General features: G+C 48.8%; 16 protein-coding genes. 14 read left to right on the forward strand and 2 right to left on the reverse strand.

Translation table 11 applies throughout. The features are described 5' to 3' along the window. Positions 1-387 precede the first annotated feature (387 nt). The 3 genes from ACZGCQ_RS02335 to ACZGCQ_RS02345 all read left to right on the forward strand — a co-directional run bounded on the left by ACZGCQ_RS02335 (position 388) and on the right by ACZGCQ_RS02345 (position 3,780). Positions 388-1,968 carry a peptide chain release factor 3 gene (locus ACZGCQ_RS02335; protein WP_029341267.1) on the forward strand — a complete coding sequence of 527 codons (1,581 nt, stop codon included), beginning with the start codon at positions 388-390 and terminating at the stop codon, positions 1,966-1,968. A 127-nt stretch (positions 1,969-2,095) separates the two neighbouring features. Next, a complete protein-coding gene (locus tag ACZGCQ_RS02340) occupies positions 2,096-2,569 on the forward strand; it encodes a YflT domain-containing protein (protein ID WP_481265247.1) in 474 nt (157 codons plus the stop codon). Positions 2,570-2,691: 122 nt separating this feature from the next. After that, positions 2,692-3,780, forward strand: coding sequence for an MBL fold metallo-hydrolase (locus ACZGCQ_RS02345; protein ID WP_481265248.1), 1,089 nt, complete (start codon positions 2,692-2,694; stop codon positions 3,778-3,780). Positions 3,781-3,940: 160 nt separating this feature from the next. Here ACZGCQ_RS02345 and ACZGCQ_RS02350 read toward each other — a convergent pair whose 3' ends face one another. Then, positions 3,941-5,179, reverse strand: coding sequence for a purine/pyrimidine permease (locus ACZGCQ_RS02350; RefSeq protein ID WP_481265249.1), 1,239 nt, complete (start codon positions 5,177-5,179; stop codon positions 3,941-3,943). 107 nt (positions 5,180-5,286) lie between these two features. On the opposite strand from ACZGCQ_RS02350, the gene ACZGCQ_RS02355 reads away from it, so the two are divergent. Genes ACZGCQ_RS02355 through ACZGCQ_RS02365 form a run of 3 tightly spaced genes read left to right on the forward strand, consistent with a single transcriptional unit; the run spans position 5,287 to position 7,948 of the window. Continuing rightward, positions 5,287-6,108: a LysR family transcriptional regulator gene (locus ACZGCQ_RS02355; RefSeq protein ID WP_481265250.1), complete on the forward strand. Its 822-nt coding sequence runs from the start codon at positions 5,287-5,289 to the stop codon at positions 6,106-6,108. Between the two features lie 40 nt (positions 6,109-6,148). Then, a complete protein-coding gene (locus ACZGCQ_RS02360; RefSeq protein ID WP_481265251.1) occupies positions 6,149-7,333 on the forward strand; it encodes an RtcB family protein in 1,185 nt (394 codons plus the stop codon). Positions 7,334-7,366: 33 nt separating this feature from the next. Then, complete coding sequence (locus tag ACZGCQ_RS02365) at positions 7,367-7,948, forward strand: hypothetical protein (RefSeq protein ID WP_481265252.1); 582 nt, start codon at positions 7,367-7,369, stop codon at positions 7,946-7,948. A 33-nt stretch (positions 7,949-7,981) separates the two neighbouring features. Here the strand turns inward: ACZGCQ_RS02365 and ACZGCQ_RS02370 are convergent, their stop codons facing one another. Further along, complete coding sequence (locus tag ACZGCQ_RS02370; RefSeq protein ID WP_481265253.1) at positions 7,982-8,476, reverse strand: hypothetical protein; 495 nt, start codon at positions 8,474-8,476, stop codon at positions 7,982-7,984. Positions 8,477-8,733: 257 nt separating this feature from the next. On the opposite strand from ACZGCQ_RS02370, the gene acnA reads away from it, so the two are divergent. The 8 genes from acnA to ACZGCQ_RS02410 all read left to right on the forward strand — a co-directional run bounded on the left by acnA (position 8,734) and on the right by ACZGCQ_RS02410 (position 18,522). Further along, positions 8,734-11,460, forward strand: coding sequence for an aconitate hydratase AcnA (acnA, locus tag ACZGCQ_RS02375; protein ID WP_023467797.1), 2,727 nt, complete (start codon positions 8,734-8,736; stop codon positions 11,458-11,460). A gap of 57 nt (positions 11,461-11,517) precedes the next feature. Further along, positions 11,518-11,982 carry a DUF3939 domain-containing protein gene (locus ACZGCQ_RS02380; RefSeq protein WP_058705233.1) on the forward strand — a complete coding sequence of 155 codons (465 nt, stop codon included), beginning with the start codon at positions 11,518-11,520 and terminating at the stop codon, positions 11,980-11,982. A 190-nt stretch (positions 11,983-12,172) separates the two neighbouring features. After that, positions 12,173-12,880, forward strand: a complete 708-nt coding sequence (locus ACZGCQ_RS02385) for a hypothetical protein (protein WP_029341277.1) — start codon at positions 12,173-12,175, stop codon at positions 12,878-12,880. A 76-nt stretch (positions 12,881-12,956) separates the two neighbouring features. Further along, a complete protein-coding gene (locus tag ACZGCQ_RS02390; RefSeq protein ID WP_023467800.1) occupies positions 12,957-15,200 on the forward strand; it encodes an AAA family ATPase in 2,244 nt (747 codons plus the stop codon). A gap of 12 nt (positions 15,201-15,212) precedes the next feature. Then, positions 15,213-15,650 carry an acyl-CoA thioesterase gene (locus tag ACZGCQ_RS02395; protein WP_023467801.1) on the forward strand — a complete coding sequence of 146 codons (438 nt, stop codon included), beginning with the start codon at positions 15,213-15,215 and terminating at the stop codon, positions 15,648-15,650. A 237-nt stretch (positions 15,651-15,887) separates the two neighbouring features. Continuing rightward, positions 15,888-16,934 carry a M15 family metallopeptidase gene (locus ACZGCQ_RS02400; protein WP_481265254.1) on the forward strand — a complete coding sequence of 349 codons (1,047 nt, stop codon included), beginning with the start codon at positions 15,888-15,890 and terminating at the stop codon, positions 16,932-16,934. Positions 16,935-16,951: 17 nt separating this feature from the next. Beyond that, positions 16,952-17,566, forward strand: coding sequence for a glycerol-3-phosphate 1-O-acyltransferase PlsY (gene plsY, locus ACZGCQ_RS02405; RefSeq protein WP_481265255.1), 615 nt, complete (start codon positions 16,952-16,954; stop codon positions 17,564-17,566). Positions 17,567-17,757: 191 nt separating this feature from the next. Continuing rightward, a complete protein-coding gene (locus ACZGCQ_RS02410) occupies positions 17,758-18,522 on the forward strand; it encodes a DeoR/GlpR family DNA-binding transcription regulator (protein WP_481265256.1) in 765 nt (254 codons plus the stop codon).

An 18,522-nucleotide genomic window follows, 5' to 3' on the forward strand; every position in this document is an offset into this window, starting at 1 on the left:
TATTCCGTTTTTAGACAATAGAAAAGACGGATACGCACAAATATGGGCATACCCGTCCTAATATAAGAGGGCAGCATGTACGTATACGCATACGCACACCCTGCTTAATTAAAAATTAAACGATTGGGTGACGTACAGTTGTAGCCAATACAAAGACAGTGTGGACAGATGTCCGAGCTTGATAGAATACCATTGTACGTCTCCTCCTTCTGTAATAGTGAACTTCCTAGTCATCGTAAAGAAGAAGTAGAGGAATTGTCAACATTAAATCTGAAAATTAAGTCAATGAAGTGAAATGGACGAGACCTTGAAAATTCGGTATGATAGACTAGTTGCGAAAAAGATTGATCGGACTTTTGAATATATCGGTGAAAGGAACTACCATACATGACAAACATTCTACAAACGGAAGTCGAAAAGCGTCGGATTTTCGGCATCATTTCCCACCCGGATGCGGGTAAGACGACATTAACTGAAAAATTCCTCCTACACGGAGGGGCAATCCGTGAGGCAGGTTCTGTCAAGGCACGGAAAAACTCGAAATTCGCGAAATCGGACTGGATGGAAATCGAAAAACAACGCGGAATCTCTGTTACGTCTTCGGTCATGCAATTCGAATACGATAAAAAAATCGTTTCCATCATGGATACACCAGGTCACTCGGACTTCGGTGAAGATACGTACCGGATCCTGACAGCGGTTGACTCAGCAATCATGGTCATCGATGCAGCGAAAGGGATCGAGTCGCAAACGAAGAAACTGTTCCAAGTCTGTCGGATGCGCGGAATTCCAATCTTTACGTTCATCAACAAGATGGACCGCCAAGCGCGTGATCCACTCGAATTGATGGAAGAACTCGAAGAAGTCCTCGGCATTCCGTCGGTTGCTGTGACGTGGCCAGCTGGTTCAGGTCAACAGTTCGAAGGGGTCTATGATCGCGTCAAAGGACAATTCCATTGTTTCAAGAACGATCGTAAGTCGATCGAACTCGGTGAGGAAGGTCTCGCGAACGAAGAACTCGCGACGACGATCAACTCGGAAATGTACGAGACGTTGATGGATGAAGTTGACTTACTCGACGGCGCAGGTAACGAATACAATGAAGAATTGATTGCAAAAGGCGAATTGACTCCGGTCTTCTTCGGATCAGCACTCGTTGATTTCGGTGTCACACCGCTCCTCGAGCATTACTTGAACCTGTCTCCTTCACCGACACCACGTGAGTCGAACAAAGGGAAGGTCGAACCGGCGCAAGACTTCTTCAGTGGTTTCGTCTTCAAGATTCAAGCAAACATGAACCCGAACCACCGTGACCGAATTGCGTTCGTCCGTATTTGTACGGGTAAATTTGATCGTGGAATGGATGTCGTCTTAACACGGACAGGCAAGAAGATGAAGTTGTCGCAATCGACACAATTCATGGCAGATGAGCGTGAAACGGTTAACGAAGCGTTCGCGGGAGACGTCATCGGGCTATACGATTCAGGCAACTATCAAATCGGTGATACGATCACGAATGGTGATCCATCACTCCAATATGAAGCACTCCCAACGTTCGCACCGGAACTCTTCTTGAAGGTCTATACGAAAAACGCCTTGAAGTCGAAGCAGTTCCAAAAAGGTGTCGAGCAGCTCGCGCAAGAAGGAGCAATCCAGGTCTACAAAACGGAATACAACGAAATCATCCTCGGAGCAATCGGACAACTCCAATTCGAAGTCTTCGAGCACCGGCTCAAAGGTGAGTATGGCGTTGATATCTTGAAGGATGCTGCGAACTTCCAAGTCGCGAAGTGGATCAAGCCGGCTGAAGTTGCTGCTGTCAAACAATTGACGGATTCACGGACGGTTCTCGTCTACGACCGCTGGGAAAATGCTGTATTGCTGTTTGCGAACGATTTCGTTTACGAGCGATTCGTTCAGAAAAACGAAGGAACGATCACATTGGTCGATTCACCGCAACAACTCTAAGTTTTTTTAACGGACTACTTTCCGAAGTGGTCCGTTTTTTCGTTCCTGAAATCTCGTTTGATGACAAGCGAACAAGGGTAAAAATAGAGCGTGTTTGAATTCATATGAAAAAGGACGGTGTCATGTGATGGCGAAACGGTTTGTTGGGATCTATCAGGATCAATCGAGTCTGGAACGAAAAATCGAGGAATTGAAACAACAAGGACATCATGATTCAGATTTTTCTGTCGTGGGTCGGGATGACGCGGCAGACGAAGCATCAGGTGCGAGTTGGATTGATCAAGTCAAATCAACGTTTTCTAAAGAACCACCGCTCCGTGAGACATTAAAACGTGTCGGACATTCGGATGATGAGGCAGAACGGCACTACGCGGAAGTCGAGCGCGGCGGTCTTGCATTGTTCGTCAAGGATCGAGATCACGACCATGATCATGACCACGATCACCATCATGACCATGAGCACCATCATCACCATGACCACGACCATCGGCACGATGATAACAAGGTCGAAAATCCGGGGAACAATGCCTACGAGAGCAATCACCGTGAAGACGGTGAGAAGAGCGACCGGGCGAAATGGAAAGCAGACGATCTCGACTAATACCTAGAAGTGAAGGCACCGATGACGGTGATCTTCACTTTTTTTCTCGCGTCCGGAGTCGCAAAGCGAGATGTCTGAGGAATCGAGGTGCTATACTGAGAGCATCGAAGAGGTGATAAGACATGAAAAAAATAGTGACAGCTTTAGCAGGAATTGGTCTTGCGAGCGCTTGGTTCATCAACCGATACCCGGTGTTCGGGAAACGACCAAGCCGTGCAGAACAGCGGAGTTTCGAACGATCAGATCGTTTTGTCGACGGGAAGTTCAAAAATGAGATGGATTTCCAGTTGAAGATGGAATGGGACTCGATGAAAAGCATTTTAAAGGATTACGGACGAAATATTCCAAATCTACGTCCTGTCAAAGCGTTACCGACGCTTCCGTATCAGCGACGTCAAGACGATAGTGAAGCACCACGCGTCACGTGGTTCGGACATTCGGCATTTTTACTTGAACTTGATGGGCAAACGATTTTCTTTGACCCGATGCTCGGGCGCGCACCATCACCGTTCCCAAAACTGGGTGGAGGACGTTTTCAAACGACGCAGACGGTTGATCTCGAACGCTTGCCGTTGATTGATGTCGTCGTCTATTCACATGATCATTATGATCATCTCGATTATCCATCCGTCCTTGCCTTGAAAAATCGAGTCGGTCGTTTCATCGTGCCGCTCGGGGTCGGTAGTCGTCTCCGTGGATGGGGCGTCTCGGCTGAGCGAATCACGGAACTCGACTGGCATGAATCGACGCAGGTCGGCAGTATCAAACTGACAGCCGCTCCGTCGCGTCATTATTCAGGGCGAAATGGTCTCGATCAGTTTTCGACGCTATGGGCGTCATGGGTGATCGAAGGCTCGCAAAAGGTCTTCTTTAGTGGCGACAGTGGTTATGGTCCACACTTCAAAGCAATCGGTGAACAATATGGTCCGTTTGACCTGACGATGATGGAATGTGGGCAGTATGATGTTCGATGGTCCAATTCGCACATGTTACCGGAACAAACCGTTCAAGCACATCGTGATGTCAAAGGACGTGTCCTGATGCCGATACACTGGTCTGCCTTCATCCTTGCGTTTCATGCCTGGTTCGAACCGGTCGAACGGTTGCTCAAGGAAGCAAAACGCGATGAGATTCCAGTTTTGACACCAATGATTGGGGAGAGTGTGACACCCGAGAGCACGACACGAAAATGGTGGCGGGAAGTGCGTTGAGGGAGCTTGTTGTTTTTAATTGAATACGAGTGTATAAAAATAGCCTTTCCGACATGCTCCGGAAAGGCTATTTTTTAGTTAAATAAAAAGACGATGTCATCATTCTCGACTCTTACAGAAAAATCGAGGATGCTGACATCTTCCGATCGTACAATACCATTTAGCTCGCCAATCGATCTGCTTGTTTCGCACGGCGAGAACGTACTTTTTCGACGATCTCGAAACCGAGCACAAGCATCGTTCCGACGAGTAACCCGTTACTAAGGAATGGGCGAAGCGTCAAAGGTAGAACTTCAGCGATGACCGTCGATTGCAATAAGATACTGATACCGATGACGGCACTGATCGCAAACGCATGGCGGCGACGGCTGTTCTCCATGTTACTTTCCGCTGACTGCCAGGCAATCAAGAACATGTGCGGCAATGTCGCAAGCAACGCGGCACTCGCAACGCTACGCGGTAATGTCGCGATGATCCCGATCAAGCTTGGGAAGAACCCGATCAACGCGATGACGAGTGAGGCGATCAAGAACGGGCGACGTTTCCGGCTACCGGTTTGCGCGATGAAACCACTCGTGATGGGTAACGGCACCGGCACAAGCGTCGAGAATGTAGCAGCGAGTAAATGAATGACGCCTTCGATTGATAATCCTTGGTGCAGACGACCTTGTTTTTGAAGCGTCGCTTCGACGGCACTTAAAGCGGCGATCAAATTGACGACGAGCAAGATCGCGAACGGAATCGCGACAAGGAATGCACTGCCGTCAAACTGCGGCCATCCGAACGGTAACGCTTGCGGTGGTGCAAACAAACTTGACGACGTAGGAAGTGACGGACGGCTGACGAGCCAACCAACGATGATCCCGATCATCAAGGCAAACGGGCGTAAGCGACTCGGTCCGAATTGGCTGAGTCCGAGCACGAGCAAGAACGTGATGATCCCGGCGAGACGTGTTGCTTCGACGGCGAGGACGGCACCAAGCATGACACCTGTCAATTGAATACATAATAAGAGCAAAAATGTTCCGCTGACGAGCGGTGTGAAGACGGGTAATAAATATTTCGTCCATCCTGTCAAACCGAGAATGATGAGGACGACGCCGGCAATGACGACGGCTGCCATCGCGATCGTAAAGGCCGTTTTTGAATCGACCGGTAATGCGGCGATGACGACGAAGATGCTGACCCATGATCCGGCAGGTCCTGATACGATTGGAAGCCGGTGGCCGAAGGCTCCGTGTAGGAAACAGGCAATCCCGCCTACAAAGAACGACCGTTGGACAAGGGCGGCTGTTTCGACTGAGGAGAGGTCGAACAGACTAGCGACGACGATTGGTAAGGCAATCGTGTTCGCGAGTAAAAAGACGATCCACTGGAAGGTAGAAGTCGTTTGTTTCATGAAAAAGCTCCTTTCTTTCACTTCAGATATTCCTGCATCATAGCATATGATTGATGTTATGATTCATATATCTTTATACATGAAAACATATGAAAGGGATGATGAATATGGATTTACGCCAGTACCGCTATTTTTGTGCGGTCGTCGAGGAACAATCCGTCACGCGGGCAGCGGAGCGCTTACGGATGGCGCAACCTGCCTTGACGCAGCAAATCCGGCGAATGGAAGAAGAGCTCGGCGTTCGTCTGATTGAGCGGGCGGGGCGCGGGATTCGGATTACCCCAAGCGGCAACCGCTTATATGAACGAGCGGTTTCTTTGTTGCAGTTCGAGCAGGAGACACGGATGGAAGTGAGCGACATCGAAGCGGGGCGAACAGGGATTTTGCGAATTGGTGTCAACACCTTATCAGCCAGTCGGCTCGTCGAATGGATCGAACAGATGAAACGACGACATCCTGGCATTATTTTACAAGTACACCAAGGAGAATCGAGTGCGCTCATCGAACGGTTGAAAGAGCGGTCGCTTGACGCAGCGTTCGTCCGTCTGCCGATTGATGCGCAAGGGATCTCGATTGAATGGATGGAGGAAGAACCGTTCCATCAAGTCTGGCACCCGGATCACCCAACCGCAGACCTCATCATTCCGAGTCAGGAAGGACTCGGTGTCTTTCAGACGTTAAGTCAACGACTCGGTGTCGTATCGCAAGAGACATGTTCTGATGTCTTAACGCTAATCGGACTCGTCCGTAGTGGACAGGCGGTGACCGTTTTGCCGGAAAGTACGTTGCGGGAACTGGATATGACAGGACTGCACCAGACATACCTACCAGGTGCCGCGAGTACGACAGCCTTCGTCTGGTTGACGGAGACCGGACCGACGACACTGACAAAACAATTCATTGAAATCATACAAGAAACAGCAGAATAACCAAATGGATAGGATAGATAGGATGGAAAGGAACGATCGTATGAAAACAATTCAAGGCACATATGGGGAAGCAAAGATTTTCACGGATAACGTCGATGAGATGACGATTAAGCAAGTCACAGCCATGCTAGAGGAACAATTTGCGACAGGTAGTCGCGTCCGAATCATACCGGATTGCCATGCTGGAAAAGGATCTGTCATCGGAACGACGATGCATGTGACGGACGAGGTCGTACCGAATCTCGTCGGAGTCGATATTGGTTGTGGGATGTTGTGTACACGACTCGCTGAAAAGGGACCAATCGACTTTGCAGAGCTTGACGCAACGATCCAGCGTCTCGTTCCAAGTGGCATGTCGGTACGTCAAAAAGCCCATCCATTATCAGAACAGGTACCATTTGATCAAGTGCTCGCACCGTTTAACGAGACACGGGCACGATTATCGATCGGTACGCTCGGTGGAGGAAATCACTTCATCGAACTGAATCAGGACGCAGCAGGCGAGCTTTATCTTGTGATTCATTCCGGAAGCCGAAATCTCGGGAAAACGATCGCTGAACATTATCAGGCAGAAGCGGAAACGGCACGCTTCCAATTTGATGCGGATCAAGTCATCGGGGAATTAAAGCAAGCGGGGCGTGAGTCGGAGATTCAAGCGACTTTACAGCAATTGAAAGCAACACGCTCTATGTTTAACAAAGACTTAGCATCTGTTTCCGGCGAAGCGATGGAGCGCTACCTGCATGATCTCAAGATTGCGCAACGCTACGCTGCACTGAACCGTCAGGCGATGACTGAAGTTATTTTTGAAGCGATGGGGTGGACGGTTGCGGATCAGTTCGATACGATCCACAACTACATCGATCTTGACGCGATGATTCTACGAAAAGGTGCCATCTCTGCGAAAGCGGGTGAGCGGGCAATCATTCCGATGAACATGCGTGACGGCTCTTTGATCGTCGTCGGAAAAGGAAATCCCGATTGGAACTATTCCGCACCACATGGAGCAGGACGCATCATGTCGCGGTCAAAAGCATTCAAAACTGTTGAACTGGATGCGTTCGAAAAGACGATGACTAATGTCTGGTCAAGTTCAGTCGTCGCATCGACGCGTGACGAGTCGCCGTTCGTCTACAAACCGATGGACGAAATCATCCGTAACACGAAAGAAACGGTCGATGTCGTCGAAATCATTAAACCGCTGTACAACTTTAAGGCAAAATGATGGAAGAGTTTTATCAATAGGGGAGGATATTTTATGAACTATAAGGGGACTATGCTGATTCTGTTTTCAAGTGTGTTTTTAATCGCTGGATGCACGGATGAGGCGGTCACGACGGAACAGAAAAAAGTAGAAGTCAAAACTACTACGCATACGAATCAGAAGACGAATCAGACGAAACACCCCATCTTAAATCCAGTTCAGTATGAAAAGCTGTTCAAGCATATGAATGAACACTTGAAGATGGATCAGTTTCAGTTGAAGGGAAGTACTATCGGTGCAGACTTCACGGCTGTCGACCAATCCTTGAGTTTTGGGAAGAGACGATGGTTAACGGTTGACGGAACGATTGACACGCCGTCGACCCAGGAGACACTTTATTTTGAAAACCAAAAACAAGATACGCAGTTAGCGATTCATTTTGCGTATACGGATCGATACATAGGTAATGATTTGGTTCAGTATCAATCAAACGGTGATTACGGCGAGCTCCTCATCATCAGCTACAAAAATATCCTCATAACCGTGCAACAAAATGCTTTACAGAAAGTCGATTCAGACACGACGCAGGAAGCAGCAAAACAGGTGATCCACGAATTAAAAAACGTTCCCGTTTAAAACGAGAACGTAAAGAAGACAACTCTGATTTGATTAGACTGCACCATCCGGCAATGTCTCACCTGTACGGCGAATTGTCGCTCCGAGTTCAGCGGCGATCGCATTGACGGCTTCTGAATCTTCGTTGACCTCACTGATCAAGATGACACCGTAATGGTCGGGATCGATTTGATTCAGCGTCCGGTTGAATAAATCAAACGACTCCCGTTCATTCTTCTCATCCCGGTTCGCTCCGATCAAGTAACCAGCAACGGAACCGACGAGCATACCGAACGGACCACCGACGACACCGATCGCCATGCCAATCAATGAACCTTTGAAGGATTGGTCCTGTTGTGTGAAGTCGATCGCATCGATGAAAGAGAAGCCCTCTGCTTCGTCACGTTTTGCGAGAACCATCTGATCCATCTCGATTTCCTTGATTGCTTCGAGATCCTTAATCATCGCAAAGCCTGTTTTTGCTTTTTCTACATCACTAAAAATGATTGTCGTAATGACGTGCGTTGCATCGCTTTTATATTTCGCCATAATAAACGCCTCCACAAGAATCGGATATCGTACTACACTTTTTAAGTACCCTGAACATTCTAAATGGAAACGCGAGACTGGAAATATGAGAAAAACAGGACAATAGAATAATTTTCTAATATCGGCAATAAGTAAAACTTATCGAAAGTCTTTTGTTCTTTCAAATTGTAACGGAATCCATATTATACTATGATAGAACTGTACAAGTAAGCGGTATCAGGGGCTTGATATCGTGAACACTTAAAGGGGGAATCACCATGAAGCAAACAGATGTGTCGCAAGATGTCTTTGGCGCACGCCGTTCGTTTGAAGCAAACGGTAAGAATTATCAGTACTATAGTCTTGAAAAATTGGAAGAACTCGGATTGACGGAAGTCAAACGTCTTCCATACTCGATTCGTGTCCTACTCGAGTCAGTACTTCGTCAACAAGATGGTCGTTCGATCACACGTGAACACGTCGAGAACTTGGCGAAATGGGGAACAGCTCAAGTTTCGAACGATGTCGATGTTCCGTTCAAACCGTCACGCGTCATCCTTCAGGATTTCACAGGTGTTCCAACGGTCGTTGACCTCGCGTCACTTCGTAAAGCCATGCAAGATCTCGGTGGAGACCCATCGGTCATCAACCCAGAAGTACCAGTCGATCTCGTCGTTGACCACTCGGTTCAAGTCGATGCTTACGGTTTTGCTGGAGCACTTGCAGAAAACATGGATCTCGAATTCGAACGTAACGAAGAGCGTTACAAATTACTTCGCTGGGCGACATCGGCATTCGATAACTACCGTGCCGTACCACCAGCAACAGGGATCGTCCACCAAGTTAACCTCGAGTACTTGGCATCTGTCGTCCTTGAAAAGGAAACAGCAGACGGTACAGTTGATGTGTACCCGGATACACTCGTCGGAACGGACTCACACACGACGATGATCAACGGTCTTGGCGTCCTCGGTTGGGGAGTCGGTGGGATCGAAGCGGAAGCGGGCATGCTCGGACAGCCATCGTTCTTCCCAGTACCAGAAGTCATCGGTGTACGCATCACTGGTGAGATGCACCCAGGAACGACAGCAACAGACGTTGCCCTTCGTGTAACGGAAATGCTCCGTCAAGAGAACGTCGTCGGTAAATTCGTCGAGTTCTTCGGTCCATCACTCCACTTGATGTCACTTTCTGACCGGGCAACAATCGCGAACATGGCGCCAGAATACGGTGCGACATGTGGATTCTTCCCAGTCGACACAGAAACATTGACGTACCTTCGTCTGACAGGTCGCGATGAAGAATTGATCGAAAAAGTCGAGAACTACTCGAAAGCAAACGGTTTGTTCTACACGCCACAAAACGAAGATCCAACATTCACGAAAACAGTCGAACTCGATCTTTCGACGATCGTTCCTGCTCTCGCTGGACCAAAACGTCCTCAAGACCGGATCGATTTGACGGATGTGCATACATCATTCAAAAAAGCGTTGACGGCTCCACAAGGAAACGCTGGATTCGGCTTAGCGGAAGAAGAAGCGAACAAAGTCGCTGTCGTTCAGTTCGAAGACGAAGCAGTTGAAATGCGTACGGGTGACGTGGCAATCGCTGCGATCACGAGCTGTACGAACACATCAAACCCATACGTCATGATCGGTGCGGGACTCGTCGCGAAAAAAGCGATCGAACTCGGTCTATCGGTTCCGAAATACGTCAAGACATCCCTTGCGCCAGGATCGAAGGTCGTTACGGATTACCTCGAGAAATCAGGACTCCAAACGTACCTTGACGAACTCGGCTTCAACACGGTCGGTTACGGCTGTACGACATGTATCGGTAACTCCGGTCCACTCGACCGCGCTGTCGAAGATGCGATCCTCGGTTCAGACTTACTCGTTTCGTCTGTCCTCTCCGGAAACCGTAACTTCGAAGGTCGTGTCCACCCGCTCGTCAAAGCGAACTACTTGGCTTCACCGCCACTCGTCGTCGCGTATGCACTTGCAGGAACAGTCGACGTCGATATCATGAACGCGTCACTCGGAACAGGCAAAGACGGACAAGAAGTCTTCTTTGCTGACATCTGGCCTTCACGTGATGAGATCCAAACGATCATCAACACGGTCGTCACACCAGAAAGCTTCCGTGCAGAATACGATTCAGTCTTCACAGGAAACGAACGTTGGAACAACCTTGACGTGCCAACAGGCGATCAGTACGACTTCGACGGTGAGTCGACGTACATCCAAAACCCACCGTTCTTCGAGAACTTGGCGAAGGAAGCTGGTCAAGTCGAAGCACTCAACGGACTCCGTGTCTTCGGTAAGTTCGCTGATTCAGTCACAACGGACCACATCTCACCAGCGGGTTCATTCTCGAAAACGACACCAGCCGGTCAATACCTCGTCAACAAAGGGGTTGCACCGAAAGACTTCAACTCATACGGTTCACGTCGTGGTAACCACGAAATCATGATGCGCGGAACGTTCGCGAACATCCGGATCCGTAACCAAGTCGCACCAGGTACAGAAGGTGGCTTCACGACGTACTGGCCAACAGGCGAAACAATGGCGATGTACGATGCTGCGATGAAGTACAAAGAAGATGGTACAGGTCTCGTCATCCTCGCTGGTAAAGACTACGGTATGGGTTCTTCACGTGACTGGGCAGCCAAAGGAACGAACTTGCTCGGCGTCAAAGCTGTCATCGCGGAGAGCTTCGAGCGGATTCACCGTTCAAACCTCGTCATGATGGGTGTTCTTCCACTGCAATACGTGGCAGGCACGACAGCTGAAACACTTGGTTTAACAGGTGAAGAAGCGATCAGCATCGCAATCGATGAGTCTGTTCGTCCACGTGACATCGTTAAAGTCACAGCGACAGCGGCAGACGGAAAAGTCACTGAGTTTGAAGCGATCGCTCGTTTCGATTCAGAAGTCGACATCGATTACTACCGTCACGGCGGGATCCTTCCAATGGTCCTTCGTGAGCGTCTCCAACAAGCATAAGTTGTCTAATCAAAGGTGGGGGAAACCCCACCTTTTTTTGACGAGAGGAGGAAAAAGGTGAATCGATTCAAGAAGTGGTTTCAACCGAAGGACGACCAGCCATTGCCGATGCGTGACGTGACGCTTGATGAAGTCAAACAAGCGACGCATGCCTTTGAATCCGAACTACCGAAAGGGACGAATCGGACAGTGCTTCTAGATAATGAGCAACGCATCGACTTAAAGCAGTTGGAGCCGTATTTAAAGGTTCGTTCGACACAAGTGTTTTACATGTCGCGTGAGACATTCACCATCATGGAAGCAAAAGACCGGGAACTCGTCTATGAGATGGATCATGTCCAAGTTGCCGTAGATCGCTATTTTGACAGGGTGAAGAAACTCCCGTTGAAACCGTATAGCAAGACGTTCCAAGTCGACTGTGCGATGTTGTTTCAGGATGGCTATTTGCGTGAAATGCCGCACCATAGCTATTACTTGGTCGATGAGTCGATGATCGTCTCGCTGACGCCAAAGGAAGCATAAACGTAATCAAGGGTGGACCGAATTCATTCGGTTCGCCTTTTTTTGTCGTCCTGACCGTTTTCTGATTTGTTCAAAAGTCTGACGAATTTAGTCAGAAATCGTGAAATCTCGGACAAACCCTTTGTATTCTCCTTATAAAACCGATACGATGATAAAGAATAGAGACTTGAGCTAGGAAGGTGTACATGGCATGACGAAACGAACGAGCACGTGGATTGCAGTAGCAATCGTGGCAATGGCGATCCTCCTTGCCTACAATTTTTATCTCTTGAACAAGACGCAGACCGCAAGCGATGAAAAAGCCGCGACGGTCAAACCGTTTTATACGATGACACGCATTCAATATGTTGAGAAGAAACTCGCGACGAAAAAAGATGAACTTGAATCACGCACGTATGAAGTCGTCTTTAATGACAAAGGTCATTTCCGGACAGAAGTCGTAGACGGTCCGTCAAAAGGATCGCTTGCGATCTGGAACGGGACGATGTTCCGTGAGTATGATGCGACAGGGAAGTTAGTCAATGAGACGAAAGCTGGCAAAAGTGTCAGTGCGCCGCGCCCATTCCTCTCACGTGGCTTCAACGAACAGATCCTCGCTTTCATTAACAAAGGTGACTTTGGACAAGTCGAGGGAGAAGCGGACATCGCCGGAATGGCAGCGGACGTGTATGTGAAAAAAGAACCGTCAAGCACGGTACCAGAAGAATGGATCAAACAATATCCATCGATCTTCGATAAAGAAAACAACCAAGAACAAGCAACGTATTATGTCGCTTCCGACCGTTCGAAAGTACTCGGTGCGGAGTCACGCAATAACGGTAAATTGTTCTACTCTGTCAAAATGAAGAGTTTTGAAACGATCGATACGTTCGATCCGGATTGGTTAAAAGCAAAATAAACAAGAAACGACCGGCGATGACGCTACGAAACGGTAGCGGACAAAGTCGGTTTTTTCGAGACGCAGGAGGTTCAACATGGAAGCATTCTCGAAAGAGGAGATGTTCAATCAAATCAAAGCGTGGGAAGAGGGCGCGAAGGTCGAGGAGGTGCTCGCCTTACGTTATGCCCAAAGTAGCCGGTTGCTTGGCGAAACGGAAGCACTCGTCCGCATCTTGGCATTACTTGTCGAGCATCGCTATATCATGACGGGACGACTGGATGCCTTAGCTGAGAGCTGGATGCAAGAAATCCGTCAGCATGGTCGTTTGCCAGCCCGTCTTGAGCAGCTGTTGACGGAACAACAATTACAAAGTACGTATCAGCGTCTTGTCGCGCATACGTTTCCGACGATTCGCGAGACGGACAATGCGAACGCAAAACGATCAGCGACGAAAGAACTGATCCTCCAAGCAAGCCAAATCGTCGAGGAGACGGAACAAATCGTCGAACTGACGGAGCGGTTGCGTCGATTGGATGCCGGACGCTGGACGGAACTGTTCGAGGCTGGAACGGCATTACTGCGTTCGAGTGCAACGCTCGAACAGACAGCGCAGACATTCGTCGACAGTTTACAAGAGCGCTTCTATTCCCGAGAAGCGTTCCGCGAGATGACGGAACTGAAAGCGACGACGATCCAGGATCTCAAACGTGTCGTCGCTTTGCTCCCTGTCGAAAGCAAACAAGTCGAACGCTCAGCACTCGAGGAACTCGACGCGATGATTGGTCTCGAAGATATCAAACAACGGGTCCATCATATGTATCGCTTCTTGAAGTATCAACAGAAGCGATCGGAAGATGGCTACCGTTCAAGCGATCAACCATCGCTACACATGATCTTCATGGGGAACCCGGGAACCGGGAAAACGACGCTTGCCCGTCTGATGGCAAAGATCTATCACGAGCTCGGACTACTCGAACGACCGGAAGTCGTTGAGACGGATCGCTCATCGCTTGTCGGTGCGTTCGTCGGTCAGACGGAAGAACAGGTCATGAGTAAAGTCCGCGAAGCCGTCGGAGGGGTGCTCTTTATCGATGAAGCCTATGCCTTAAAACGTGCCGGACAAAGTGGGAACGATTATGGTCAGGCTGCGATTGATACGCTCGTCGCAGCGATGACGAGTGGAGAATATGCAGGGCGATTTGCGGTCGTGCTTGCTGGTTACCCAGAAGAGATGCGTGATTTCCTGAAGGCGAATCCTGGACTTCGGAGTCGTTTCCCGGAATCAAATCATTATCTGCTCGCTGACTATACGGATCAGGAGCTGCTCGCCATCGGACGGTCGATCGCGACCGCGAACGATTATGTTTTGACGGAACAAGCAGAGCGAGCGTTGCTCGGGCGACTTGAGCGGGAACGTGTCGACGCCAGTTTCGGAAACGGACGCGCCGTCCGCAATATCGTGCTTGATGCCATCTTCAAGAAAGGATCAAGCCTTGGAGAGAGTGCCAGTCACGAAGACTTTGCCTTACTCGAACAAGAAGATTTCGAGATGGTCCAAGAACCGGATGCAACCGTTGAGGAGCGGATCGCTTCGCTCGTCGGATTGTCTGATCTTAAAGATGAACTCAAACAAATTGAAGCCTTATTATCGATGCAAAAACGCCGCCGGGAAGCCGGTTATAAAGTGTTGCCGGTCGAACTGCATGCGGTCTTTAGCGGCAATAGCGGAACCGGAAAGACGACCGTCGCCCAACTTTATGCCGATGTGTTACGACAATGCGGTTATTTGAAACGGGGACACTTGAAAGTCGTCAGCCGGGCGGATCTCGTCTCCGGTTACGTCGGACAAACAGCGCAAAAGACGCGTGACGCGATTCGCGACGCGCTGGGTGGTGTCTTATTCATCGATGAAGCCTACGCGCTAAACGGTGGAGCGAACGACTTCGGGAAGGAAGCGATTGATACGCTCGTGGATGAGATGACGAAGCACCAAGATAATCTCGTCGTCGTCCTTGCTGGTTACGAGCAACAGATGAACGCCTTGCTCGCGAGTAATCCAGGATTGAAATCACGCTTCAAGCGATCATTCCACTTCCCGAATTATTCGCCAGACGAGTTGATTCAAATCATTGAAGGATACGCGGCACGTTTCGGATACGAGCTGACGGAGGACGCACGGTTGACGCTTACTGAGAAGATTGATGTCGTTCCGAACGGAAACGCACGGGCGGCGATCACGATCGTTGAACAGGCGATTGCCAAACAATCGATGCGATTAATTGACAAAGTTAGCTTGTCCGGTTCAGAATGGTCCTATCTTGAAAAAGAGGATTTTTAAGGGGGAAGCTACATGCACACGATTGAAATACCTGTCCGGTACGCCGAGACGGACATGATGGGCATCGTCTATCATTCGAACTATCTCGTCTATTTGGAATTGGCGCGGACAGAATTAATCCAGTCCTTGGGTCTTGATTACAAGGAGATGGAAGATGCGGGATATGTCTCCCCGGTCACGAATGTCAATCTCGATTACAAACGCTCGTTGACGTACGGCGATACAGCGGTCGTCACAGTCTGGATTGATCATTACGATGGACTACGAACGATTTATGGCTATACAGTCAAACATCCGGACGGGAAACTTGCAGTATCGGCGAAGACGACACACGTCGTCGTCAAGAAGGAAAACTTCCGACCGATTCGCTTGCCGAAGGTGTTCCCGAACTGGCACGAAATTTATGAGAAGATGAGTGAGACGGACGCAGCACTCTTAACGGAAGCGTGAAGCGATACAACAAAAGCGGGATCGATTTTTGAATCGGTTCCGCTTTTTTTCATTTTTCAGTCTGAACAGTAAAATTTAGCACTTGGTACTAACGACCGATGACAAAGTCAGGATCATTTGCGAAAATAAAGAAGCTGAAGTAAGGTAGGGACTTACTCCATCTGTCGGAAGTAGACTCGACGGATGGAACGATTAGCGGTAACATAGAGAAGCATAAAAAGAAGAGGGGTCTTACTCATGAAAAAAATCGTAACCGTCAGTACGTTAGCGCTTCTCCTTGCAGGATGTAATCCTGGGGATCAACAAGCGGATGATACAACGAAAACGGAACAGAAATCAGATGAGACAAAACAATCAAACGACGAAACGAAAAAAGAAGACACAGCAAAAGACACGAACAAAGAAGAAACAAACAAAACAGACGAAACAACGAAAGATGATACGTCAGAAGAGACAAAACAAGAAGATCAGTCATCAGAAGACAATTCATCTGATGAGACGGCACAAGAAAATCAAGAATCTTCTGATGAGACGAAGAAAGAAGAAGAACAAAAAGAAGATACACCAGCTTCAGAGGACAAAACAGAGGACAAAAAGGACGAATCGACGGATAAACCGGACAGTTCATCTCAGGATCCAGAACAAGAAAAACCGTCGAAACCAGAAGATGAGACACCGGACGTCGATAAATCAGCAGATGCCAAAGCGGATCTCTCGCTTGGTAATCTCGTCGTCGTCAATAAGAAATACAGCTTGCCGATCGACTACAAACCATCGGATCTCGTCGTACCAAACGTCAGCTTCTCATACTCAGGTGTACTTGAGCAGAGCTACATGCGGGCGCCAGCTGCGAAACAGATGGAGAAGATGTTTGCCGCTGCTAAAAAAGAAGGCGTGACATTGAACGCAGTTAGTGGATTCCGTTCAGGCGAACGTCAAAAAGTATTGTATAATAATTATGTCGCACGTGATGGCAAGGCAGCTGCTGATCAATATTCAGCACGTCCTGGTCACAGTGAGCACCAGACGGGTCTCACTTTCGATATTTCAGCACCAAGTGTTGGTAACGGGTTAACGGCTGCTCTTGGTGATACGAAAGAAGGAAAATGGATCGCGAATAACGCAGCGAAATATGGTTTCATCGTGCGCTACGATCGTGGTTTTCAATCACGGACAGGCTATACGTATGAGCCATGGCACATTCGTTATGTCGGTGTCGATGTCGCGACACAAATTAAAAATAACGGACAGACTCTTGAGGAATATATGAAAGTCGGTCACTAAGAGGTTGGAGGTTGACTATGATTGAAATCATAGGGATTTTAGTTCTTGGCTATCTGCTTGGTTCGATACCGTTCGCACTTCTTGTCGGGAAGTGGGGACACGGGATGGATATTCGCCAACATGGTAGCGGGAATCTCGGAACGACGAATACGTTCCGTGTCTTGGGAAAAAAGGCGGGAATCATCGTCTTGATCGGTGATTTCGGAAAAGGAGCCGTCGCAAGCCTCGTTCCAATCTTGATGGGAGCAGATATACATCCGTTGTTTGCTGGACTAGCAGCTGTCATCGGTCACATCTATCCGATCTTCGCGAAGTTCAAAGGTGGAAAAGCAGTTGCAACGTCAGGTGGAATGTTGCTCGTGACGAGCCCTGTTCTGTTCATCTTCCTGCTCGTGTCCTTTTTGACGACACTTCGTCTGAGCCGGATGGTGTCGCTCAGTTCAATCGTGGCGGCAAGTATCGGAATCGTTGTCTCCATCACGATTGGTGTCTTGACGAACGACTGGATCGTTCCGACGTTCTTTACGGTTCTAGCCTTGTTCGTCATCTTCAAGCACCGCGAGAATATCCAACGGATTCGCCAAGGAACAGAGTCTAAGATTCCACTCTTTGCAAAGAAACCGTCTGAATGAGTCATTAAGGCGCATCTCCATCTCGTTCATTGAGATGCGGATGCGTCTTTGGTTTGCGGAAAAAGTCGGATAACGGACGAATTCAACGACATTTCATAGGAACTACACGTTTATTTACATCGGATTTACAAGACCTTTACAGACGTTCGATACACTAGAACTAGAACTTGTCTGTGAAGGGGGAAGCGCACGTGTCGTTATTAGGAGAAGAGCGGAAATCACGCATCATGGAATGGCTGGAAGAGGAAGGGAAAGTCATGACGAAGGATTTGATCGAACGTCTCGATGTCTCGGGAGAAACGGTACGACGCTACTTAGAGGAACTCGAACGGGAACGGCAGTTGAAGCGCGTCTATGGCGGTGCCATCTATCAAGGAGGAAAACGAGAAACACCGATCTCGCGTCGGACGGATCAGTTGTCTCGCCGTTTAGCGCGTTATGCGAAAGGATGGCTCAGCGATTATTCCTGTATCTTTCTTGGTCGAGGCGAGCCGGTCGAGCATCTGTTGCCGTATTTAACGGGGAACGCGACGATCGTCACGAACTCACTCGTGGTCGCCAGTCACTTGGAGCAGTGCCGCAAGACGGGACCGTTCAAAGGTGAAATCCGACTACTCGGTGGAACGGTTGATGCTTATGGGCAGACAATCGGAGTCGAAGTCTTGCAGGCGCTCGATGCCTACGCTTTTGACGCCTGTTTTCTATCGTTTGACGGTGCCGAAATCGAGCGTGGCTTCGTCAGCGACGATATTGAATCCTCACTGATTCAAAAAGCCGTCATCAGCTGTACGAAGGACGTCTATGCTTTCTTGGCGAATGATGAGTTCCAAGGAAATCGTAAATATAAGGTGGCAGAGTTCCGGCGTGCGAAGATTGTCCTCAGTCCAGCCTCTTATCCACCTTCTTGGGAGATGAAACTGTTCAACGAACGCGTGAACTGGATGGTCGTCTCGTGA

This window comes from Exiguobacterium sp. HSB13 (genome assembly GCF_056764755.1).